This is a genomic window from Chloroflexus sp. MS-G, assembly GCF_000735195.1.
Lineage (GTDB): Bacteria > Chloroflexota > Chloroflexia > Chloroflexales > Chloroflexaceae > Chloroflexus.
On the sequence record NZ_JPIM01000053.1, the window covers coordinates 1 to 18,859 of the forward strand.

General features: G+C 54.7%; 14 protein-coding genes. 3 read left to right on the forward strand and 11 right to left on the reverse strand.

Translation table 11 applies throughout. From position 1 onward, the window contains the following. The first annotated feature begins 495 nt into the window (after window positions 1-495). Entirely contained in the window at window positions 496-1,644 is a 1,149-nt protein-coding gene (locus JE47_RS0110995; protein ID WP_031459807.1) for a glycosyltransferase, read from the forward strand. A 216-nt stretch (window positions 1,645-1,860) separates the two neighbouring features. On the opposite strand, the gene JE47_RS0111000 is transcribed toward JE47_RS0110995, so the two are convergent. Further along, window positions 1,861-2,145 carry a 50S ribosomal protein L25 gene (locus tag JE47_RS0111000; protein WP_031459808.1) on the reverse strand — a complete coding sequence of 95 codons (285 nt, stop codon included), beginning with the start codon at window positions 2,143-2,145 and terminating at the stop codon, window positions 1,861-1,863. Between the two features lie 131 nt (window positions 2,146-2,276). On the opposite strand from JE47_RS0111000, the gene priA reads away from it, so the two are divergent. After that, window positions 2,277-4,820 carry a replication restart helicase PriA gene (priA, locus tag JE47_RS0111005; RefSeq protein ID WP_031459809.1) on the forward strand — a complete coding sequence of 848 codons (2,544 nt, stop codon included), beginning with the start codon at window positions 2,277-2,279 and terminating at the stop codon, window positions 4,818-4,820. Between the two features lie 266 nt (window positions 4,821-5,086). Next, window positions 5,087-6,367, forward strand: a complete 1,281-nt coding sequence (gene eno / locus JE47_RS0111010) for a phosphopyruvate hydratase (RefSeq protein ID WP_031459810.1) — start codon at window positions 5,087-5,089, stop codon at window positions 6,365-6,367. Window positions 6,368-7,010: 643 nt separating this feature from the next. Here eno and JE47_RS0111015 read toward each other — a convergent pair. The 10 genes from JE47_RS0111015 to JE47_RS0111055 all read right to left on the reverse strand — a co-directional run bounded on the left by JE47_RS0111015 (window position 7,011) and on the right by JE47_RS0111055 (window position 18,836). Next, on the reverse strand, window positions 7,011-8,297 hold the full coding sequence (locus tag JE47_RS0111015; RefSeq protein ID WP_031459811.1) for a citrate synthase: 1,287 nt from the start codon (window positions 8,295-8,297) through the stop codon (window positions 7,011-7,013). A gap of 237 nt (window positions 8,298-8,534) precedes the next feature. Then, a complete protein-coding gene (locus JE47_RS22155; RefSeq protein ID WP_236631212.1) occupies window positions 8,535-9,059 on the reverse strand; it encodes a hypothetical protein in 525 nt (174 codons plus the stop codon). 78 nt (window positions 9,060-9,137) lie between these two features. Beyond that, window positions 9,138-11,507 carry a hypothetical protein gene (locus JE47_RS20525; protein WP_236631213.1) on the reverse strand — a complete coding sequence of 790 codons (2,370 nt, stop codon included), beginning with the start codon at window positions 11,505-11,507 and terminating at the stop codon, window positions 9,138-9,140. A gap of 13 nt (window positions 11,508-11,520) precedes the next feature. Continuing rightward, on the reverse strand, window positions 11,521-12,687 hold the full coding sequence (locus JE47_RS0111025; protein WP_031459812.1) for an MFS transporter: 1,167 nt from the start codon (window positions 12,685-12,687) through the stop codon (window positions 11,521-11,523). 126 nt (window positions 12,688-12,813) lie between these two features. Then, window positions 12,814-13,770 (reverse strand): formimidoylglutamase, encoded by a 957-nt coding sequence (locus tag JE47_RS0111030; RefSeq protein WP_031459813.1) that lies wholly within the window; start codon window positions 13,768-13,770, stop codon window positions 12,814-12,816. Then, window positions 13,767-14,012, reverse strand: coding sequence for a hypothetical protein (locus tag JE47_RS0111035; protein WP_012259644.1), 246 nt, complete (start codon window positions 14,010-14,012; stop codon window positions 13,767-13,769). Before JE47_RS0111035 ends, JE47_RS0111030 begins: the two co-directional genes overlap by 4 nt. A 31-nt stretch (window positions 14,013-14,043) precedes the next feature. Beyond that, entirely contained in the window at window positions 14,044-14,565 is a 522-nt protein-coding gene (locus JE47_RS0111040) for an FHA domain-containing protein (RefSeq protein WP_031459814.1), read from the reverse strand. Between the two features lie 17 nt (window positions 14,566-14,582). After that, window positions 14,583-15,839: a vWA domain-containing protein gene (locus JE47_RS0111045; protein WP_031459815.1), complete on the reverse strand. Its 1,257-nt coding sequence runs from the start codon at window positions 15,837-15,839 to the stop codon at window positions 14,583-14,585. Beyond that, a complete protein-coding gene (locus JE47_RS0111050; RefSeq protein ID WP_031459816.1) occupies window positions 15,836-16,792 on the reverse strand; it encodes a protein phosphatase 2C domain-containing protein in 957 nt (318 codons plus the stop codon). Before JE47_RS0111050 ends, JE47_RS0111045 begins: the two co-directional genes overlap by 4 nt. Window positions 16,793-16,820: 28 nt before the next feature. Next, window positions 16,821-18,836, reverse strand: a complete 2,016-nt coding sequence (locus JE47_RS0111055) for a beta-alanine-activating enzyme beta-propeller domain-containing protein (protein ID WP_031459817.1) — start codon at window positions 18,834-18,836, stop codon at window positions 16,821-16,823. Window positions 18,837-18,859: the final 23 nt, after the last annotated feature.

Sequence of the window (18,859 nt, forward strand, 5' to 3'; positions counted from 1 at the left end):
CTGTGACACTAGTTGGCGATGACGCGCCCGATGGGTCGTTAGGTCTACCGGCGAGGTGAGACCGTTGCACTAGCAACGTGGGGAAGTATACCGGAACTTGCGCGGTTTGTCAAGTGGCGTGGACGCGGGTGGTTTGTCGAGGATGCCGTGCGCAGCAGGCACGCCGGTGCCAAGCGAGAGAAGCGGCGGGAGAGGCAAGGGGGCAGAGGGAAAGTGAAAGGGCTGGTGCACTGGTCCACCGTTCAGCCCGGGGCAATGGATGTCCAGGTTTCTGCTGATCATGTCCGTCCTCGCAGGGTAGGGGTTGGCACAGACCGCTCGCAGCCGTGCCGTCGCCGAATATACCTGTCATCTCCGCACCGGCAGGTCGGATCAGCCGTTCTCACGCCTGGTAAGAGTGCACCGGGTTGGGGGAAGGTAAGGGCGTATGACAGCTTGCCCTGATCTCAGGTTATACTATCTTCAGTTGCCTACTGTCTACCAAGAGGTGTTACCATGGGTCTGGCCGTGTTTGGGATTGTGATCAGCGTGGTGCTGGTAGGGAGTTTTATTGGGCATTGGCAACGAATGCGCCGAATTCCGCGCCTGTTACCCCCGAACATTCCGTCTGATCCGCCGTTTGTGTCGATTTTGATCCCGGCGCGCAATGAAGAGCGGGGGATCGCTCGTTGTGTCAGGGGAGCGCTGGCACAACGTTATCCTCGCTTTGAGGTGATTGTGGTTGATGATGGTTCAACAGACCAGACGCCGACTATTCTGGCCGATCTAGCCGCGACTGATGCACGTTTACATCCGGTTGCCGGAAAACCGTTGCCGGCGGGTTGGGTGGGGAAATGTCACGCCTGTCAGCAAGCAAGTAGTATTGCCAGGGGGGAGTGGCTCCTTTTTCTTGATGCTGATACTGTACCGGCTCCAGACCTTACCGCTGCCCTGCTCTGCTATGCGCTGGCAACGAACGGTGATATGGTGACGATTTTTCCTTTTCTCGAACTCGAAACCTGGGCTGAACGACTGGTACTACCGCCGTTCGTAGCCTTGATCGTTTCGATCTTCCCATTTGAGCGTTTGTCGCAACCCGATGTTCGTCCTGAAGAGGTGTTGGCAAATGGGCAATGTATCTTTGTGCGGCGCGCTGCGTATGATGTGGTAGGTGGTCATAGTGCTGTTCGTGGTGAAGTGTTGGAGGATGTTCGTCTCGGCCAGACGCTGCGGGCTGCCGGGTTTAATGTGCGAGGAGCGATTGGTATAGAGTATCTGAAGGTGCGGATGTACACGAATGCGGCTGAGGTTGCGGAAGGTTTGATGAAAAACGCTTCGGCGGGTTTGCGCAGTGGTGGCTGGCGCTCGTGGTTTGCGATGACGATATTGCTCGCGCAGGCGTATGCGCCGTTTCTCTTGATGATAACCGGCTGGTTGTTAAGCGGTTGGGCAGGGAGTGTCGTTTTTCTGGCCGGTTTGCTTGCCTGGCTGGCCGGTCTGCTTTTTTGGGGCATGTTGTATCGGCGATTTTACCATCTTAACCCACTTCACGCTCTCCTCTGGCCCATCGGTTTGCTGCTCTATCTGCTCATTGCCGGTTATGGAATTCTCCGTGTGCAGTTGGGGCGAGGCGTTACCTGGAAAGGGCGACGATATGCCGGTTAAGAAGCGTCGCGTTAACGATCAGGGGCGCGTGCAGCTCGTGCTCGGTTTCTGCCCATTAGAGGGGAGAAATGCGCGTATGCCTGAATGTCTCTTGTGGAGCAGCCCTCTTGTGCCCACGCGGCAGTCAGTCGGTGAGGTAGTGGGTCCTTCGGTCGGCAAAAAGAAAGCCCCATCAGGGGCTTTCATGATCTGCGGCTCCTCTTCGCTGATCCGCGATTAGGCTAGCTTGAAATCAATGTGCAAGAATTTACGGGTTACCGGGTGACGCTGCACGACATAAATCACAACCGGGTGGATTGTTCCTTCAATGTCAAGGTTGAACGATTCTCCTTTGGGCACGGTGCGAAAGATCTGCTCAAAATCGCGCTCGCTGATTTGAATAGCGGTGGTTTCGACACCTTTGCCGTAGAAGTTGGCCGGTAAAATGCCTTCGCGACGCAGGGTCTTGACCTTTTTGCCGAAGATGTGACGGCGTTGTGCTTTGAGTGTGACGTTTACCATTCGTTACCTCTCTTTGGTATTTACGGAGGGGAGAAGTCTGCCCATTGCCGACCCGAGACCCTCCAACGATCCGACGGAATAGTATATCATAAAGCCACGACAGTCGATCAGATTGAGGTGTATTCCTGTGTATGGATGTCTCCCCTGAACATTTTTCGCTTGAGGTGGTTGCTGATGTTGTAGTGATGGTGCCGCTCTCAGGCCGTTATCATCAGCGTCTCTTTTCATACCGTGTGCCCGATCATCTACGGGAAACAATAACGGTAGGTCAGTTGGTTTGGGTGCCGTTACGACAGCAACAGGTGCGGGGAGTGATTATTGCGCTACAGCATCGCACAGCCGATGGTTTACGTGATCTCATCGATTTGGTTGATCCGATGGTCTCTATCCCCGAAGTTACCATCCGATTGGCGCGCTGGGTTGCCGAATACTACGACGCTCCGTTGGCGACGGTACTCGATCTCTGTCTTCCACCTGGTACAACACGTCAGATCGAGATGACCTGGCGGGCGACGGCAGCCGGTCTGATGTGTGAGTTGGGGGCATTGCCAGATCGTGAGCGGTCGATCCTCTTCTACTTGCGGCGTCATGGTGAGCAGAGCGAAGCTGCGTTACGGGCTGTACTGCGTGGAAGCAATGATCAGTTACGCACCGCCTACCGGGCACTAGCCGAACGTGGGTTGATTGTACGGGGAACCCGCATCGATCCGCCACGAGTGCAACCACGGCGTGAGCAAGTTGTTCGTATGGCGGTTCGTGATCTAGAGCAGGCGTTGACCGAGTTGCATCGCGCACCACGTCAGGCAATGGCCCTGCGCTGGTTGGCCGAGCGGGTGGCGGATGAACCGCCAACGCTCAGTGAATTTCGGCGGTCAACAGGAATTGACGGGGCGGGAATACGGGCACTCGCACGACGGGGATTTATTGACCTGAGTGAGCGTGAAGTCTATCGCGATCCGTTGGCAACGGTGACGTTCTCTCCCGATGCCGCACCACCACTAACGATGGCACAACGTCAGGCGTATGAGACGATGGTAACGGCCCTTGAAACCGGCACCGGTGGTCGTTTCTTGCTGCACGGTATTACCGGTAGCGGGAAGACAGAAGTGTACTTACGCCTGATTGCCCGTGCGTTACGCCTTGGTCGGCAAGCGCTCGTGCTGGCGCCAGAGATTGCGCTCACTACCCAGTTGGTACGCCGTCTAGCTGCTCGTTTCGGTCATCAACTGGCAGTATTCCACAGTGGGCTAAGTGATGGTGAACGGTACGATGAGTGGCGCCGATTGCGACGCGGCGAAGCCCGGATTGCTATTGGCGCACGTTCCGCCCTCTTTGCCCCGCTCCCCGATCTAGGGTTGATCATTGTTGATGAGGAGCATGATCCTGGCTACAAAAATGATGCTGTTCCCCGCTATCATGCCCGTGATGTAGCGTTACACCTTGCCGAGCTGGCGCGAGTCACGGTTGTGCTTGGTAGTGCAACACCGAGTGTTGAAACCTTCTACGCGGCGCGGAACGGCTCTATTCAGTTGCTCGAACTACCTGAACGGATCACTGCTCAGATCGGGATCGATGGTCTCGTCCATAGTCGCCCGCTCCCACTGCCCCCAATCCGCATCGTTGATATGCGGCGTGAATTGCAACAAGGAAATACCTCCATCTTCTCAAGTACACTCTCGCATGCGCTGGCCCAAACGCTTGCCCGTGGTCAGCAGGCGATCCTCTTTCTCAATCGCCGGGGAGCGGCATCATTTGTTGTCTGTCGGGATTGTGGCTATATTGCCCGTTGTGAACGTTGTTCCGCACCTCTTACCGTTCACTACCATACGGAGTCTGAGGCCGAAGCAGGAGCACCGGTATCGGTGTTGCTCTGTCATGCGTGTGGCCAACGTACCGCAGCGCCGGTCATTTGTCCACAATGTCTCAGCCGTCGCATTCGGGCGTTGGGGATCGGCACCCAACGGGTTGCTGAAGCAGTACGTGAGTTCTTTCCGTCAGCCCGAGTAGCACGCTGGGATCGCGACAGTACAACCGGAAAACATTCCCATGACGGGCTCCTTGAAGCAATGGTACGCCACGACATCGACGTGCTCGTCGGTACCCAGATGATTGCTAAAGGTCTTGATCTGCCACTGGTGGGTCTAGTGGGGGTTGTTTTGGCCGATACTGGGCTGTATCTGCCTGACTTTCGGAGTGGTGAGCGGGCATTTCAACTCTTGACTCAGGTGGCCGGGCGTGCCGGTCGGCGTAGCGAGGGTGCGCAGGTAATAATTCAGACCTATCAGCCCGAACATTATGCCCTGCAAGCGGTGCGTGAACACGATTACCTGGCATTCTTTCGTGAAGAGATAACATTTCGGCGTGCAATGGCCTACCCACCGTTTGGTCGGTTGGTGCGTTTTGTCACGACAGCAGCGCATGAGGAGACATGCCGGCGACGAGCCGAACAGTTGGCGGTAGCGTTACAAAGGTGCATTACTGACCGTGATCTGGTGGGATGGCGTTTAATTGGCCCAGCGCCAGCATTTTTTCGTCGTCAACGCGATCGCTGGCGCTGGCATATGCTGTTGCGCGTACCACCTGCGACAACTGCCCAGGAAATCCGAGCCGTGCTTGATGCTGTAGGCCCTTTGTTTGGTTGGATGATCGATATTGACCCGGTAAATGTGTTGTGAACGCTGCCGCAGCGTAGAGAAGTGAACAGGTCTATGGTGCCGATCCCATTCCTCTGAGTGCGTCACTACATTGCCTCGGTTTGTCATCTCATCGCCATCGGCCTGACCGCGAATCACATTTCATAGGTGGTGACATAAAGACAAATAATTCGGATTAGCGCAGCAACCTCGCAGAGAGGTCATGCGCTATTCGTGCTATACTGAACAGCGGCCTACAACTTGCTGTTGTCTGGCCAATGGACTGGGGCTTGTTACCCGGAGGGAATATGTCAACACTAATTGAAGCAATCGTTGCCCGTGAGGTACTTGACTCGCGCGGTAATCCAACCATCGAGGTCGACGTTCGGTTAGAGAGCGGTGATGTAGGACGGGCGATTGTCCCCAGTGGTGCATCGACCGGCGCCCACGAGGCACTCGAGTTGCGTGACGGCGATACTTCCCGGTACAACGGTAAAGGTGTGTTGAAAGCGGTACGGGCGGTCAACGAAGATATTGCTGAAGCGTTAATTGGCTTTGATGCTGCCGACCAGATTGGTCTCGATCAAGAGTTGATCGCACTCGACGGCACGCCGAATAAGAGCAAACTCGGCGCCAACGCGATTTTGGGCGTATCACTGGCCGCTGCTAAAGCTGCTGCTGCTGCATTTGGCCTGCCCCTCTATCGTTATCTCGGTGGTGTGTACGCTCATGTCTTACCGGTACCGATGATGAACATCATGAATGGTGGGCAGCATGCGACCAACAGCACGGACTTTCAGGAGTTTATGATTATGCCGGTTGGCGCTGAAAGTTTCCGTGAAGGGTTGCGCTGGGGGGCCGAGATTTATCACACCTTGAAGAAAGTTATTCACGACCGTGGCTTCAGTACGACCGTAGGTGATGAAGGCGGATTTGCACCCAGCCTACCAACCAACGACGCACCGTTGCAATTGATCATGGAGGCTATTGAGAAGGCTGGCTATCGACCCGGCGAACAGATAATGATCGCGCTTGATCCGGCTACCACTGAGATCTACGAAGACGGCAAATATCATCTCAAGCGTGAAGGTCGTTCACTCTCCAGTGCCGAGATGGTTGATTATTGGGTCGATCTGGTCAATCGCTATCCGATTATCTCGTTGGAAGACGGTCTGGCAGAGGATGACTGGGAAGGATGGGTGCTGTTGCGGGCGAAACTGGGTGATCGTGTGCAACTGGTCGGCGACGATTTCCTGGTCACGAATGTCAACCGACTCCAGCGCGCCATCGATGCCCGTGCTGCCAACTCGATTCTGATCAAGCTCAACCAGATCGGTTCGCTTACCGAGACGCTCAGCGCGATCCAACTGGCGCAACGAAGTGGTTGGACGGCGATTGTATCACATCGCTCGGGCGAGAGTGAGGATGTTACGATTGCCGATCTGGTGGTGGCAACAAATGCCGGTCAGATCAAGACGGGTGCACCGGCTCGTACCGACCGGATTGCCAAATACAATCAGTTGCTGCGTATCGAAGAAGAGCTGGGCAGTGCGGCACGTTATGCCGGTCGCAGTGCGTTGAAGGTCTAAAGGCCTGGTTGCCGGCAATTCTCTCATCAGTGAGCACGGGCTAGTGGCCCGTGCTCTGAGCGCCTGATCAAAAACCCAGCTTTCTCATTGGGCACGTATCGTGCCTGCATAACCACCGTGTGAGGAGCTGCCAACGTTCTTGCTCACCAGCCACCCTACGTTCCCTCTTCCTCTTCTCTCGTGGGAGAGGAAGGGGACCAGGGGGAAGGTGAGGGGGAGCCAATCTTCCCCCTCCTCTTCTCTCGTGGGAGAGGAAGAGGGCCAGGGGGAAGGTGAGGAGCCAGTTGCCCGCCACCGTTCATCTCATCATTCTGGAATGCCATTGATCAAGCTTCATCACAAGCCCAGGCTGTTGATGAGCGCTTCGTTGTGCGCTACTTCAGCCGACACCCTTCCTGAGCACCTACGAGTTTCTGATCACGCTCTGAGTGATAGGGTGAAACCGGTAGCCGTGTGATACACTGCCCGGCTAGCTGGCAGTCGAGGAATTCGCTTCTACCGGCTCACCAGAGGCTTGGGAGAGGAATCATCCTGCTTATGGCGGGGGCGTGCCTGGTCAGAGATAAGGCGAAATACGTCGGAACAAAAAACACGATCCTCCTTTCTCTCTGAAAGGAGAGAAAGGAGGATTGATCAGCGACTCCTACCGTTGATCGATAGGTACATAATCGCGCCGCTGCGGCCCAATGTATACCTGCCGGGGACGGGTAATCTTTTGCTCAGGATCATTGAGCATCTCTAGCCATTGGGCCAGCCAGCCAGAGGCACGAGGAATTGCGAACAGGAAGGGGAAGTACTCAATGGGGAAACGGAGCGCCTGGTAGATCAGACCACTGTAGAAATCAACGTTCGGATAGAGCTTCCGTGAGATAAAATACTCGTCTTCCAGCGCAATTCGCTCTAACTCGATGGCTACATCAAGCAGAGGATTGGTTGCTGTTGCCGCAAAGACTTCATGGGCAATTTTACGAATAATCTTTGCCCGCGGATCGTAGTTCTTGTACACCCGGTGACCAAACCCCATCAGCCGGGTTTCTCCCTTCTTCACACGCTCGATAAAGGCCGGGACATTCTTTGGATGGCCAATCTGTTGCAACATTCGTAGCACGGCTTCGTTGGCGCCGCCATGAAGTGGGCCATACAGTGCCGCGGCAGCGGCAGCCAGTGCGTTATAAGGATCGGCATGGCTTGAACCAACACTCCGCATCACCGATGTCGAGCAGTTCTGTTCATGATCGGCGTGCAAGATGAAGAGAACATCCAGCGCCTTCGCCAGAACCGGATTTACCTCATATTCACGTTGGTTCATGTAATCCATCATGTAGAGCAGATTAGCCGTGTAGCTAAGAGAACTATCTGGCAAATTGAATGGCCGCCCGATACGGTGCCGGTACGCGAAAGCCGCGATGGTAGGGATTTGACCAATAATACGCCAGATCTGTTTTTCACGTACCGCCGGATCGTGAATGTTCTTGGCTTCAGGATAGAGGGTAGACATCGCGGCCACCGAACTGATCAAAATCCCCATCGGATGGGCATCGTAGCGGAAGGCTTGAATCAACTCAACCAGACTGTTGTGCAGGAAGAGATGGCGACTGATCCGGTACTCCCACCATTCCAACCGCTCTTTTGAGGGCAATTCTCCGTACAGGAGTAAATAGGCAACTTCAAGGTATGAACTCTTCTCGGCTAACTGCTCGATGGGGTATCCACGATACTCTAAAATCCCTTTGTCGCCGTCGATGTAAGTAATACTACTTTTACACGACGCAGTGTTCAAGTAAGCCGGATCGTAGGACATTAAGCCGAAATCGTCATCTGAGACTTTGATCTGGCGTAAATCGGTGGCTCGAATCGCGTTGTGCTCAATTGGAATCTCATACGTCTTGCCGGTGCGGTTGTCAATGATAGTGAGTGTGTTCTTTGTCATAGCCGTGCTCTTTCGTTATACCTGCGACTACACCGTCTGTGGTCCGTCAGGGTTACCTTGCGGGAGTTTGGCATCCTGAAGCGGTTGCAACCTGTCGTTTCGGGTGACGTTGCACTCATCTATATTTATATTGTACCAAAAGTTGTTACAGGTTGCACGGAGTTGGGCCAAACCCTGGATCGATAGCCAATACGGATTGTTGGGCAAACGTACTCATAGCTGTACGTCATGGATTCCTTAACGACTGGTTGGGAGCGCTTGTACTTCAATCGGAATTCGCCGACCGGTTTCCAATGTATCCGACCATACCAGCGGTTCAAGTGACGGCCAGCGATAGCTCCCGATGACTAACCAGTAGCGACCCGGTGGCAGATCGGCAGGAATAGTCAAGCGCCGATCGTCGATGATCACTTCACCCGTGCGCCACTGAGTGGTCGGTCGTCCACCACTGGCAGGTGGGCCGTCGGCATCGATGATCCGTTCATCTGCACTATTGCGGAGGTGAAGCATGATACTGCGCTCATCGAGCTGATTGTGCAAGGACTCCCACCAGAGCGTAATGGCAATTGTATCACCGGCTGCAATCTGTTCTGTGCTCAGATCGTATCCGTGTAGCAACATATCTTCACCGATGCGCGTATCCAGTACGTTGAGGGGGCGATCAATGCTGGTCATCATAAGTGGGTGCTGTGCTACCCAATCGAGGGTGATCATACCACTACGATGAATGGTAAATGCAAAGAGATCGACCGGTGTTAACAAGGCTCGTTGGTCTGTGCCGATCCAGAGACGGGCCGTATATGAGCCGGGTTTTGCTCCACCCGACTGGATACCGAGCGGTCATGTGGCACCAGTGCTATCTTGCGCTATTGCCGTACCACTGCCAAGATCAATCGTTATTGCAACCTCTCGTGGCACGGTAGCCAATGGCATCCGTAACCCGTAGCGTCCGAAGAGGTACCCGTGCTGGTTATCCCAGAGTTCGATGGCGGCTACTACTAGACCACTATCTGGGTTTAGCATGACGAGAGTCGTTGTGATGTGTAAATCCTGTGCGTTACTGGTAGCACTCAACACGATACTGTGCGGTAATTGACCAAGAATAGCCGGTGGTTTTGCGGTGAGCATGGCACTCTGCAACAACACTGGATCAGGATCAGGTTGACGAATGGTTACCGTTTGTGGTGTTGTCAATGGGCCAATGCTGATCCAGTGCCTGCCGGCAGGAACGTTGTACGTTTGCTCCTTAATCAGCAGTTTACTATCCTTCAAGGTTGCTACTTGCAAGATGAGCCAGCGTTCGGCACGTTCATCATCGAGTAGCGATGCATGTCCTGCCAATTGATGAGCAGTTATCGTGAGCGTCGTTATCTGATCTGCCGTAAGGAGTTGATCGAGCGGCTGATACGCAAGCTGTGTATCCGGTTTTCGGTAGAGCAGATATGGGCCGCCGCGCCAGATCGGCGGATCGGTTAGACCCCACAAGCGAGGGTCTTCGTCTCGTTGAAGCAGGACGTATTCTCCAATTCCAGTACTGGTTGTCGCTGTTGAAGTGGCATAGCCGGTACGTACTGAGCCGTAGACGGCAGCGTGATCGAGGAGATACGCGGCTAGTGCGCTGGTAACTCCCTGCACACGCGGGTCGCCCGACAGAAAGACTGTACTACCGGGTGGTACAACTTGACGTAAATCACGGAGCGCAGGCAGGACTCCGGCAAACAAACCCGGTTTTCCCCAGTGGTCGGCCACGACACGTCCGGCGGTGAATGTGATCGGCCCGCCGATCAGCATTATCGTTCCGGCCATGACAACGTAGTATAACCATTGTCGTTGCGATGATAATCGTTCGCTGAGCACTTGTAGACCGGCAACTGCCAATGCACTTACGATCCATCCCAGATAGGCTGCCGCTTTGAGATAACCGTAATGGTAGACTGACACAAAACGGAGGGTAAGGAGAAACAAGGCTGCCCCGGTCACCATTCCCAGCCAGCGACTACGTTGCGGTGCAGCCATCACAGCATAGCCGGCCAGAGGGAACATCGTACAAGCAGCAATAGCGGTGAGTGGGGTTAGTGTTTCTGGTGCGTCACGTAAACGGAAGAGCGTCAGACCAACAATGTCGCTCAGTGGCACAAAACGAAACAGGCCCAGTGTCGTTAGCGGTAAGCTATAGCGATAATTGAAACCGGCAAAATAGTCAGGGATGGTTGGCGCTGCCAGTACCAGCGCAAGCAAGATCAGGCCAATACTTTGTTTGAGCACCAACCGGCGTTCGTGCTGCTGCCAGAGCCTAACAGCGCCAATTCCGGCAGCCATTAACCCGAGCGGGCCGAGTGCTGGATAGTACGTGATCGGGACTGCCGCTATAGCGATGGCGGCAACGAGCAATCCTTCGCCAAAACGCATTGATTGCACAGCGTGCAGGCCGAGAATGATCACCAATGGGATAAGGGGCCAGGCGGCGATTTGCATACCGAAGTTGAAGAAACTGACCCATAGCAGAAGACCGTTGAGCACGGCCAGCAAAGCACCGAGAGTTGCTGACCAACGTCGTAGATCGAATACCGACTGCAAAAGAATGTAGAGACCGATTCCACCTAGCGCCCGTAGCCAGGCCAACAGCGGCCCAAAGCTAGTCAGCGGCTCGCCACTGCTCAAGAGATCGACACTACCCTGCCAGATACTGAAACCAAGCGTTAATCCGATACGTGGTGGACTGGCATTAAGATCACGGAGCGGGTTTGGTGGAGCAGTTGCAATTGCGCTTACCGGCCCTCGGGTCAGATAGCGTGCAGTGGGCCAGTAATTTTCTATATCCCAACCCTCGCCAATAGGGGCGGAATAGCCGTAACTCAACAACGGAGCAATGCCAATCGCTATCCCGACAAAGCCAATGAGAAGCGCTGTCCAATGTTGATGGAGCGCGGTTAGTATGCGCGGTGGCCCAAGCCGCCGCCAGGCCAGCCAGTTCAGCACTCCGCAAATTGGTAACAACAGACCCAGTGCCAGCCCCAATCCACTGAAAAAGCGCACGACCCAATATCCGGTCAACACCGTTAACGCATACCCGATCAGTGGCGCCAGGATGGCGCGCCATGGCTGGAGCGTAGCTGGCAAAAGTAAGCGGGTTATGCCCCATCCATTCCAGAGAGCGAGGGCACTGGCGACAGTCATGGTCGACAACAGTTCAATGACGAATGTGTTCATACGATGAGAAGTACTACCGACGGGCAACGCTCCAGAGTACTAACGCCGCAGTGAGATGTAAGACCACGGAAACGTCAATCAATGCCGGTCGTGATATATCATACAGCAAACCGAAACATGCACTACCGACAAACCAGCTTATGCCGAAACCGGCATTAAACAGACCATACGCCGCGCCACGTCGTTCCAGTGGTGCAAACCGAGTCACTGCGGCGCGCAAGATCGACTCTTGCGCCCCCAAGACTCCACCCCAGATTACAATCCCAATGATGACCATCAGAAAACCATCACTGAAGAGGAGGGGTGTGCTCAGCGCAGCCAGGGCCGTAATCCCAACCAGCGCGTAGAGACCAATACGGTCGTAGAGAAAACCAAAACCGAATGCAGCCACTGCATCAACTGTCATTGCTAATGCGTAGAGCGCTGGAATGGCGGCTGACGCAATAATACGTTGTTGCTGGAGATGGTATGCAGCGAGCGCAAAATCAACACTGGCCGCAGCGAAGAGTGTTACACCTATCATATAGAGCCAGAACTGGCGCGAAAAACCGGTGGTTGACAGCGTCGGTGTCTTGCCAATCAGGTCAGCCGGTTGGGGAAACTGTCTCCTTGCCGTGAGAAGAACAGCCATGCAGAGCACCCCTGGAATGATCAGCAGCCCAAATGCTAGTTGAAAACTATTGCTAAACGCCAGCACACCGGTCAACAGCAGAGGAGCAGCAATCGCGCCAACTTGGTCGAGCACTTCGTGCAGACCAAATCCTTTGCCTGCACCAACGCGCTCGGCGGCATATGAAATAAGCGTGTCTTTGGCGGGGCTGCGCAACGCCTTACTCAAGCGTTCAACCATTAAGAGACCAACAGCCAGCGGCCAGTTATTGGTTAAGGCGAGAAGCGGCACCGCGATAACGGTCATACCGTAGCCGAGAATGGTGAGGAGCCAGTAGCGACGAGTGCGATCACTCAGGTAACCAAAGACCAAACGCAGACCATAGCCGATCAGCTCGCCAATACCGGCAGTCAATCCTACAACTGTGCCACTCGCGCCCAGTAACGCAAGGTATTGTCCACTCAGGCTACGTCCCCCTTCGTAGACCATATCGGCCAGCAGGCTGACGATACCCATCAAAACAATGAACTGAAAGGCTCGTTGATACGGTGTGACAGCTTTTGCTTGCATGACGACATCTCGCTTTCGATTCAGACGGTGCTTATCGTTCGGTATGTGCGAAGTCCAACACAGAGGGCACTTTTTATATTCAGCTTGTAACCTGTGGTATTTGTGTTGGGTAACGTAGCCACTCGCTTACGATCTGGACCTGCGGTGAGCAGCAAACGCAACCAGTGCATGCCAGATTGCAACCGCAGCCAGTCGAGCCGTGCGATCATCGAGGTCGTATTGAGGATTCAGTTCACTGAACTCAATCAAGCGGGTACGTGGTTCGGCTCCAGCTAACGCAGCCAGGGCAACCAGTTCATCGCCGTGCATCCCCAGTGGGTTAGGCGCACTGACACCAGGGGCTTCTGCCGCCTGTACGACATCAACATCAAACCCCCACCCGATACTTGCGGCATCACTGGTTGCGAGCATTGTCCGCATCGTATCGGCAACACCGTAATGACGTGCGGTGCTTAACTCGACAATAGTTGCCCCTCGTTCACGAAGATACTCAGTGTAAGCAGGTGCATTGGCAAACGGTTGTACCCCAAACACCCAATACCGGTGTGGATCAATGAAGCCACCTTCAATCAATTGCCGGTACGGTGTGCCACTGTTCGCCGGTTGATCGGCGCGCACATCGTAGTGGGCGTCGATATTTATCGCCAGTATTGGTGATAGCGCAACTGACGCCAATGCTGCTATGTCGGGAAAACTAATATCATTTCCTCCGCCCAGCGAAATCAACAACTTTTCATCGGCGATAATACGTGCTGCCAGGCGCCGTAACCGGTCGTGGACAGTTTCCAAATCACCTTCGGTTGAAACATCACCGAGGTCGCAGATGGTTATGTCGGTGAGACCGGCAATACCGAGGCGGTACAACCACCGCCGAATGGCAGTTGGTCCCTGGGCAGCACCGGGGCGACCACCGTTGCGGCGCACACCGATGTCTTGCGGGCAGCCGAGAATGACGACCTGGGCAGCATCATAAGCGGCAACACCGGGCCTAACGATTTCGCCCAGGCGCTGGTCGTAGGGATCATTACGGCGGTAAAAAAGATCACTCGCCGGTGGCAGCAGATATGACCACAATTCGTTCACTGGCGGAAGAAATCGATAACCTGACTGCGTTCCTCTTCACTGGGCATCAATTCGATGAACGTTATGCGGTGCCAGGGAAAGATAACGGCCTGCACACCGGCCGCCAGATACGGTACCGGTTTACCGTCGCGCTTGCGCATATTGGTCACCTTTATGAAGAGATCACCAGGCTGTGGCTCTTGATCAATATCGGCCAGCAGCGGATCTTCGCCGGTAAGATGAAGAATAACTGTTTTCGGCATAGAGAAGCCTCCGCAAACGAAATGGGTCACGTTATCCGTTCATTTCAAACCGTACCAGTAACATCCCAAGTTGTATCTCATCGCCGTGATGCAGCTCAACAGGCCGACGCGGAGCTATCCGTTGACGATTGAGGAACGTTCCGTTGGAACTGCCCAAATCTTCAAGCAGATAACTCCCATCACGACAGATAATGCGGGCATGTTGGCGTGAAACACCGGCATCGTATCCACCATCAAGACTCAAATCCACATCAGGGAAGAAGTTCCGCTGCTGGTCTTTACGCCCAATCAAGAGTTCAGGTGTAACCGGTAAGACAATACGCCGACCCGAACTCAGAACGATCAGAGCGATCGTGTTTGTTTCGGGCGCTGGTGTTGGTGCGGGTAAGATAGTTGCTTCATCAACCTCTGCTTGAGCGGTTTCGGCAGCCGCACGGTTGAGTGAAGCCGTTGTTTGCCGCTGAGGTTTTGCACTTAGCAAACTGGCACCACACACTGTACAAAAGATTGTCCCGTCGAGTTGTTGAGCCTGACAGTGGCTACAAATCACCATGTGCTGTCTACTCCAGGTTATAATTGTTCTTCGCGCCCGATCAAACCACGAGTACCATATTTGATCCGCTTACGACCTTCAGCACTTGCTTGCCCAGAGCGTAGCAGGCGGGTCGCTTCTTCCTGAACAGTACGCGCCAGTTCGATTTCGCCAGCCTCAAACAGGCGCGTTCCGGCCATTTGCAAGCGACGAGTTGCCTCTTCGAGTTTTCCTTCCTCAGCGGCCTGCCAGGCACTAGCCTGGAGACGGTAGGCGACTAACCGTTCTAACCAGTGTTTTACCGTTGGATCGACTTCAGATGCAACTTCATCAGGATTGCGTACTCCCACGACCAGGTTCTGTTCGTGATTTGCCGTTGTACCCTCGCTGCCCGGCACGCGGTAACGAAGTTGGAGGCGCAGCATAGTGTGCCGACCAACCGGTAAGGGGGGAACCACAATTTCCATCAGGAGGGCCTGGGCATCACTTTCCGGCCAATCGCCGAGAGCTGCCGTCCAGACGAACTCGGCCTCTTCAATAGTGGGTAGCGGAACGATGTACGGACGCACCCGATCAAGTGAGCGGAGTAAACCCTGTGGCGGTAACGTCACCCGTAGTTGAACATCCTGAGCAAAGATGTTGTGCATACGCTCGACCTCAGCGGTAAAGATTTTCGTAATCTCAGCCGCTGAAGTAATGTAATGGGTGCGACTATTCTCACGGGCAGCAATCGTTTCGAGCAAGTCTTCATTCCACTCGCTCCCGATACCAAGAGCGGTGATCCCAATGCCCCGCGCCTGAGCGCGTCGGGCAATCTCAACACAACGTCCTTCATCACCGTAGGTACGTCCATCGGTAAGCAACAACAACCGATGAATAGCGCGCGGCATCATTGCCCGCTGCAACTCTTGTACTCCCAACGCCAGACCGGTTGCCATTTCGGTACCACCAGCCGCTTCAATGGCACTGATCTGACGCTTGATTTCAGCTCGCGCCCGTGCCAGTTGCGCCGGGACCACCACTTCAGCCCGATCATTGAACGTGACCAGCGCAAAGCTTTCGTGATCGCCGAGCAGATCGAGAATCTGCATCGCGGCCTGCTTAACCTGCTGAAGCCGTTCGCCGCGCATTGATGAACTGCGATCAATCACTAGACATAGGTTGAGTGGGAGTCGTGGCATTTTCGTTGCGCCACTTTGGGCTGATAGCTCGATGAGGGCATAGAGGAGCTGTGGCTCCTGACTGGCTGGCAGTACACTACGACTCGGTGTGATGCGTAGATCAACCTTACTCATAGCGACCTCTCATCGAGCGGCAACGAAACAACCACCACTGAAATGTTATCGTCGCCACCGGCCAGGTTGGCTAATGCGATCAGCTCGCGGCAGACATCGTGTGGCCAGGGACTGTGCTGAAGGGCCTGTTCGATAGCTTTCTCTTCGACCAGACTCCACAGACCATCGCTGCACAGCACCAGGTGCGAACAATTGTTCAACTGGTGGTACACAAAATCGACAGCTACATGAGGCTGTTGACCAACAGTACGATAAAGCTGATTGCGCAGTGGGTGTTCACGAGCCTCTTCCGGATCAAGCTGACCCAGCGCGATGAGGCGTCCGACGGTTGAATGGTCGGTCGTAAGTTGACGCAGACCAGCCGGTTCGTAAACATAACAACGTGAATCACCGACATGGGCAACGTACAGGCCGTTGCCGATGACTAGCGCAGCGGTACAGGTGGTGCCCATATCTGAGCCGGAAGCCTGAGCTTCACGCCAGATCACTGCATTTGCTTCTTGCACTGCCTCAATCATCAACGGCTGCAACGCCTCAATGATCCCATCTTCGATCACCGGTAATACCAGTCGCTCAAGCACACTGGTCAGCACTGTTTGCACCGCCAACCGGCTGGCAACCTCGCCACCGTGATGACCACCCATGCCATCGGCGACGATAAATAAGCCCACAGTTACGTCTTGCCCTTCCCGTGGTACGGTCATGATGGTTGCCAGGGCACAATCTTGATTCATGTCGCGTACTCGCCCAATATCGCGGAGGGCGGCTGCCGCGAAACCTTGTGCTGAGCGTCGGAATGTCAGTGCTGGTTGATAATCCTGACCGATCTGACGAGTCCCATCCTCTTCAGGAGGGGTTAGACCGAGTTGCCGCTGACGTTCAGCTTCGATGTCGGTTAAATTGAGCGGTTCGGTTGGCGTTTCATCTGGTGAAGATTGTGTTTCGTCTGGCATAACCGCCGCAACCCCTTTATGAGTCGTTTTACGCCTTCAGTGCGTAAAGATGGTGGTCCATTGAGCCAATATACACTACACCATTCACAATCATCGGTGTTGAAACAATTGCGCCTTCGGTGGGATATTTCCAGATCAGTTGTCCATTACCGGCATCGAGGCAGTAGACTGCCTGATCAACTGCCCCGAAGTAGAGGCGACCACCTTCAACTCGTGGTGAGGATGTGATCTGACTCCCAACTTCGTACTTCCATACCAGGCGGCCACTCTTGGTATCGAGCGCGTACATGATGCCATCGACTCCGCCAATGAAAACGCGCGTACCTACCACACACGGAGACGAGTTGATGTAATGGCCGGTGCGGAAGCGCCAGGCCGGCCAGCCGCCTTCCGCATCAAGCGCATAGAGGTTCTGGTCCAGTGAGCCAACAAAGACAATACCATCGCTGTATGCTGGCGATGAGCGAACTGGTTGTTGCGTGCGCTGCTTCCATTTCACCGCGCCAGTCCGCGCATCAAGACAATAGACGTTGCCGTCATCACCGCCGATGAAGACGGAATTACCGTAGATGCACGCCGAGGAGCGGATGGGGTTCCAGGTCCGATACTTCCAGATCAGTGTGCCGCGTAAGCCATCAATTGCATAGATATGCTGATCATCGGAACCAACAAACACAACCCGATCTTCAATTCGGGGTGAAGAGCGGATTGGCTTACCGGTACGGAATGTCCAGCGTACCCCGCCCCGGCGCATATCGAGGGCGTACAGCGTGCCATCCTCTGAACCGATATAGACCATATCTTGCCAGACGGTGGGTGATGAGCTGATTCCGCCCTCTGTCGCATATTTCCAACGAAACTCACCGCGAGTAGCATCGAGGGCATAGATATTTGTGTCGTAGCATCCAACAAATACCAATCCGCCGCTCACAAAGGGTGACGAGCGCACTTCATCTTCAAACTTAAATCGCCAGACCAGCTCGGTCGTCTGTGCGCCCTTGAGCACAGCCGGTACAGCAACGGTCGTTTTGGCTGTGCCGGTACCAACCAGTGACGGAACCTTCAGCAGAGCCTGTCGAAACTCTTCGGCGCTCTGCCAGCGCGCTGCCATATCGTATTCCAGCGCACGGGTTACTGCTGCTTCCATCTCAGGTGAAACGGTCGGGTTAATCTGACGGATCGGACGTTCCTGGAATGTGAAAGGGGTTTCAAGACGCGGATCGGTGTTGGTAAGGAGATGGTGGAGCGTGGCGCCAAGCGCATAGATGTCACCAACCGGCTCGGCAATTCCGCGGTACTGCTCAGGCGGTGAATAACCCTCTGTACCGATCATTGTCCCTTTGCGATCACTGCGGTTAAGAGTACGGGCAATGCCAAAATCGATCAGCACAATCCGATCATCGCCAACCACCATCACATTCGATGGCTTCATATCGCGGAATACAATCGGCTCAGGCTTATGATTGTGCAGGTACGACAGCACGTCGCAAATTTGCAATGCCCAGCGGGCCACGTGCTCTTCATCGAGCGGTTTGCCGTGCTCTTCCAGAACTGTCTCGAGGTCTTTACCGGGAATGAACTCGAGCACGAGGTAGACTTTGCCGTTCTCTTCAAAAAAGTCGTAAACCTTGGGGATTGCCGGGTGTTGAAGGGTCGCGAGCAGGCTAGCTTCACGTTGAAAGTTTTTCAGGTTGAGCAAACGGGTTTGCGAATCAGGGGCGCTTTGCGCCATCTCCTTGATCGCACAGTAACGTACCACGTCTTTGAAGCGGAGGTCGCGCCCGCGATAGACGACACTCATCCCGCCGATCCCAATAGGCGCTTCAACCTGATAGCGCCCTTGCAGAATTATACCGGGGCTGAGCATGGTCGGTACGGCCGGCGCCGACTGCCCGCCTGGCCGCGCCTCGATCTGGCGAGTGCCCTCATCTGCCGCCGGGTGGGCGGCAGGGCTGATCTGGCGCGTTCCCTCCTCGGCAGGAGCGCCAACATCGGGCGGTGGGGTATTGATAGCCTTCGTGCCAACCCGTTTGATCAAACCCATGCGTCACCTCACCCAAAAGTGTG

Coding starts and splice junctions, on each gene's coding strand:
- JE47_RS0110995 (WP_031459807.1), top strand. CDS start 496: ATGGGTCTGGCCGTGTTTGGGATTGTGATCAGCGTGGTGCTGGTAGGG.
- JE47_RS0111000 (WP_031459808.1), bottom strand. CDS start 2,145: ATGGTAAACGTCACACTCAAAGCACAACGCCGTCACATCTTCGGCAAA.
- priA (WP_031459809.1), top strand. CDS start 2,277: ATGGATGTCTCCCCTGAACATTTTTCGCTTGAGGTGGTTGCTGATGTT.
- eno (WP_031459810.1), top strand. CDS start 5,087: ATGTCAACACTAATTGAAGCAATCGTTGCCCGTGAGGTACTTGACTCG.
- JE47_RS0111015 (WP_031459811.1), bottom strand. CDS start 8,297: ATGACAAAGAACACACTCACTATCATTGACAACCGCACCGGCAAGACG.
- JE47_RS20525 (WP_236631213.1), bottom strand. CDS start 11,507: ATGAACACATTCGTCATTGAACTGTTGTCGACCATGACTGTCGCCAGT.
- JE47_RS0111025 (WP_031459812.1), bottom strand. CDS start 12,687: ATGCAAGCAAAAGCTGTCACACCGTATCAACGAGCCTTTCAGTTCATT.
- JE47_RS0111035 (WP_012259644.1), bottom strand. CDS start 14,012: ATGCCGAAAACAGTTATTCTTCATCTTACCGGCGAAGATCCGCTGCTG.
- JE47_RS0111040 (WP_031459814.1), bottom strand. CDS start 14,565: ATGGTGATTTGTAGCCACTGTCAGGCTCAACAACTCGACGGGACAATC.
- JE47_RS0111045 (WP_031459815.1), bottom strand. CDS start 15,839: ATGAGTAAGGTTGATCTACGCATCACACCGAGTCGTAGTGTACTGCCA.
- JE47_RS0111050 (WP_031459816.1), bottom strand. CDS start 16,792: ATGCCAGACGAAACACAATCTTCACCAGATGAAACGCCAACCGAACCG.
- JE47_RS0111055 (WP_031459817.1), bottom strand. CDS start 18,836: ATGGGTTTGATCAAACGGGTTGGCACGAAGGCTATCAATACCCCACCG.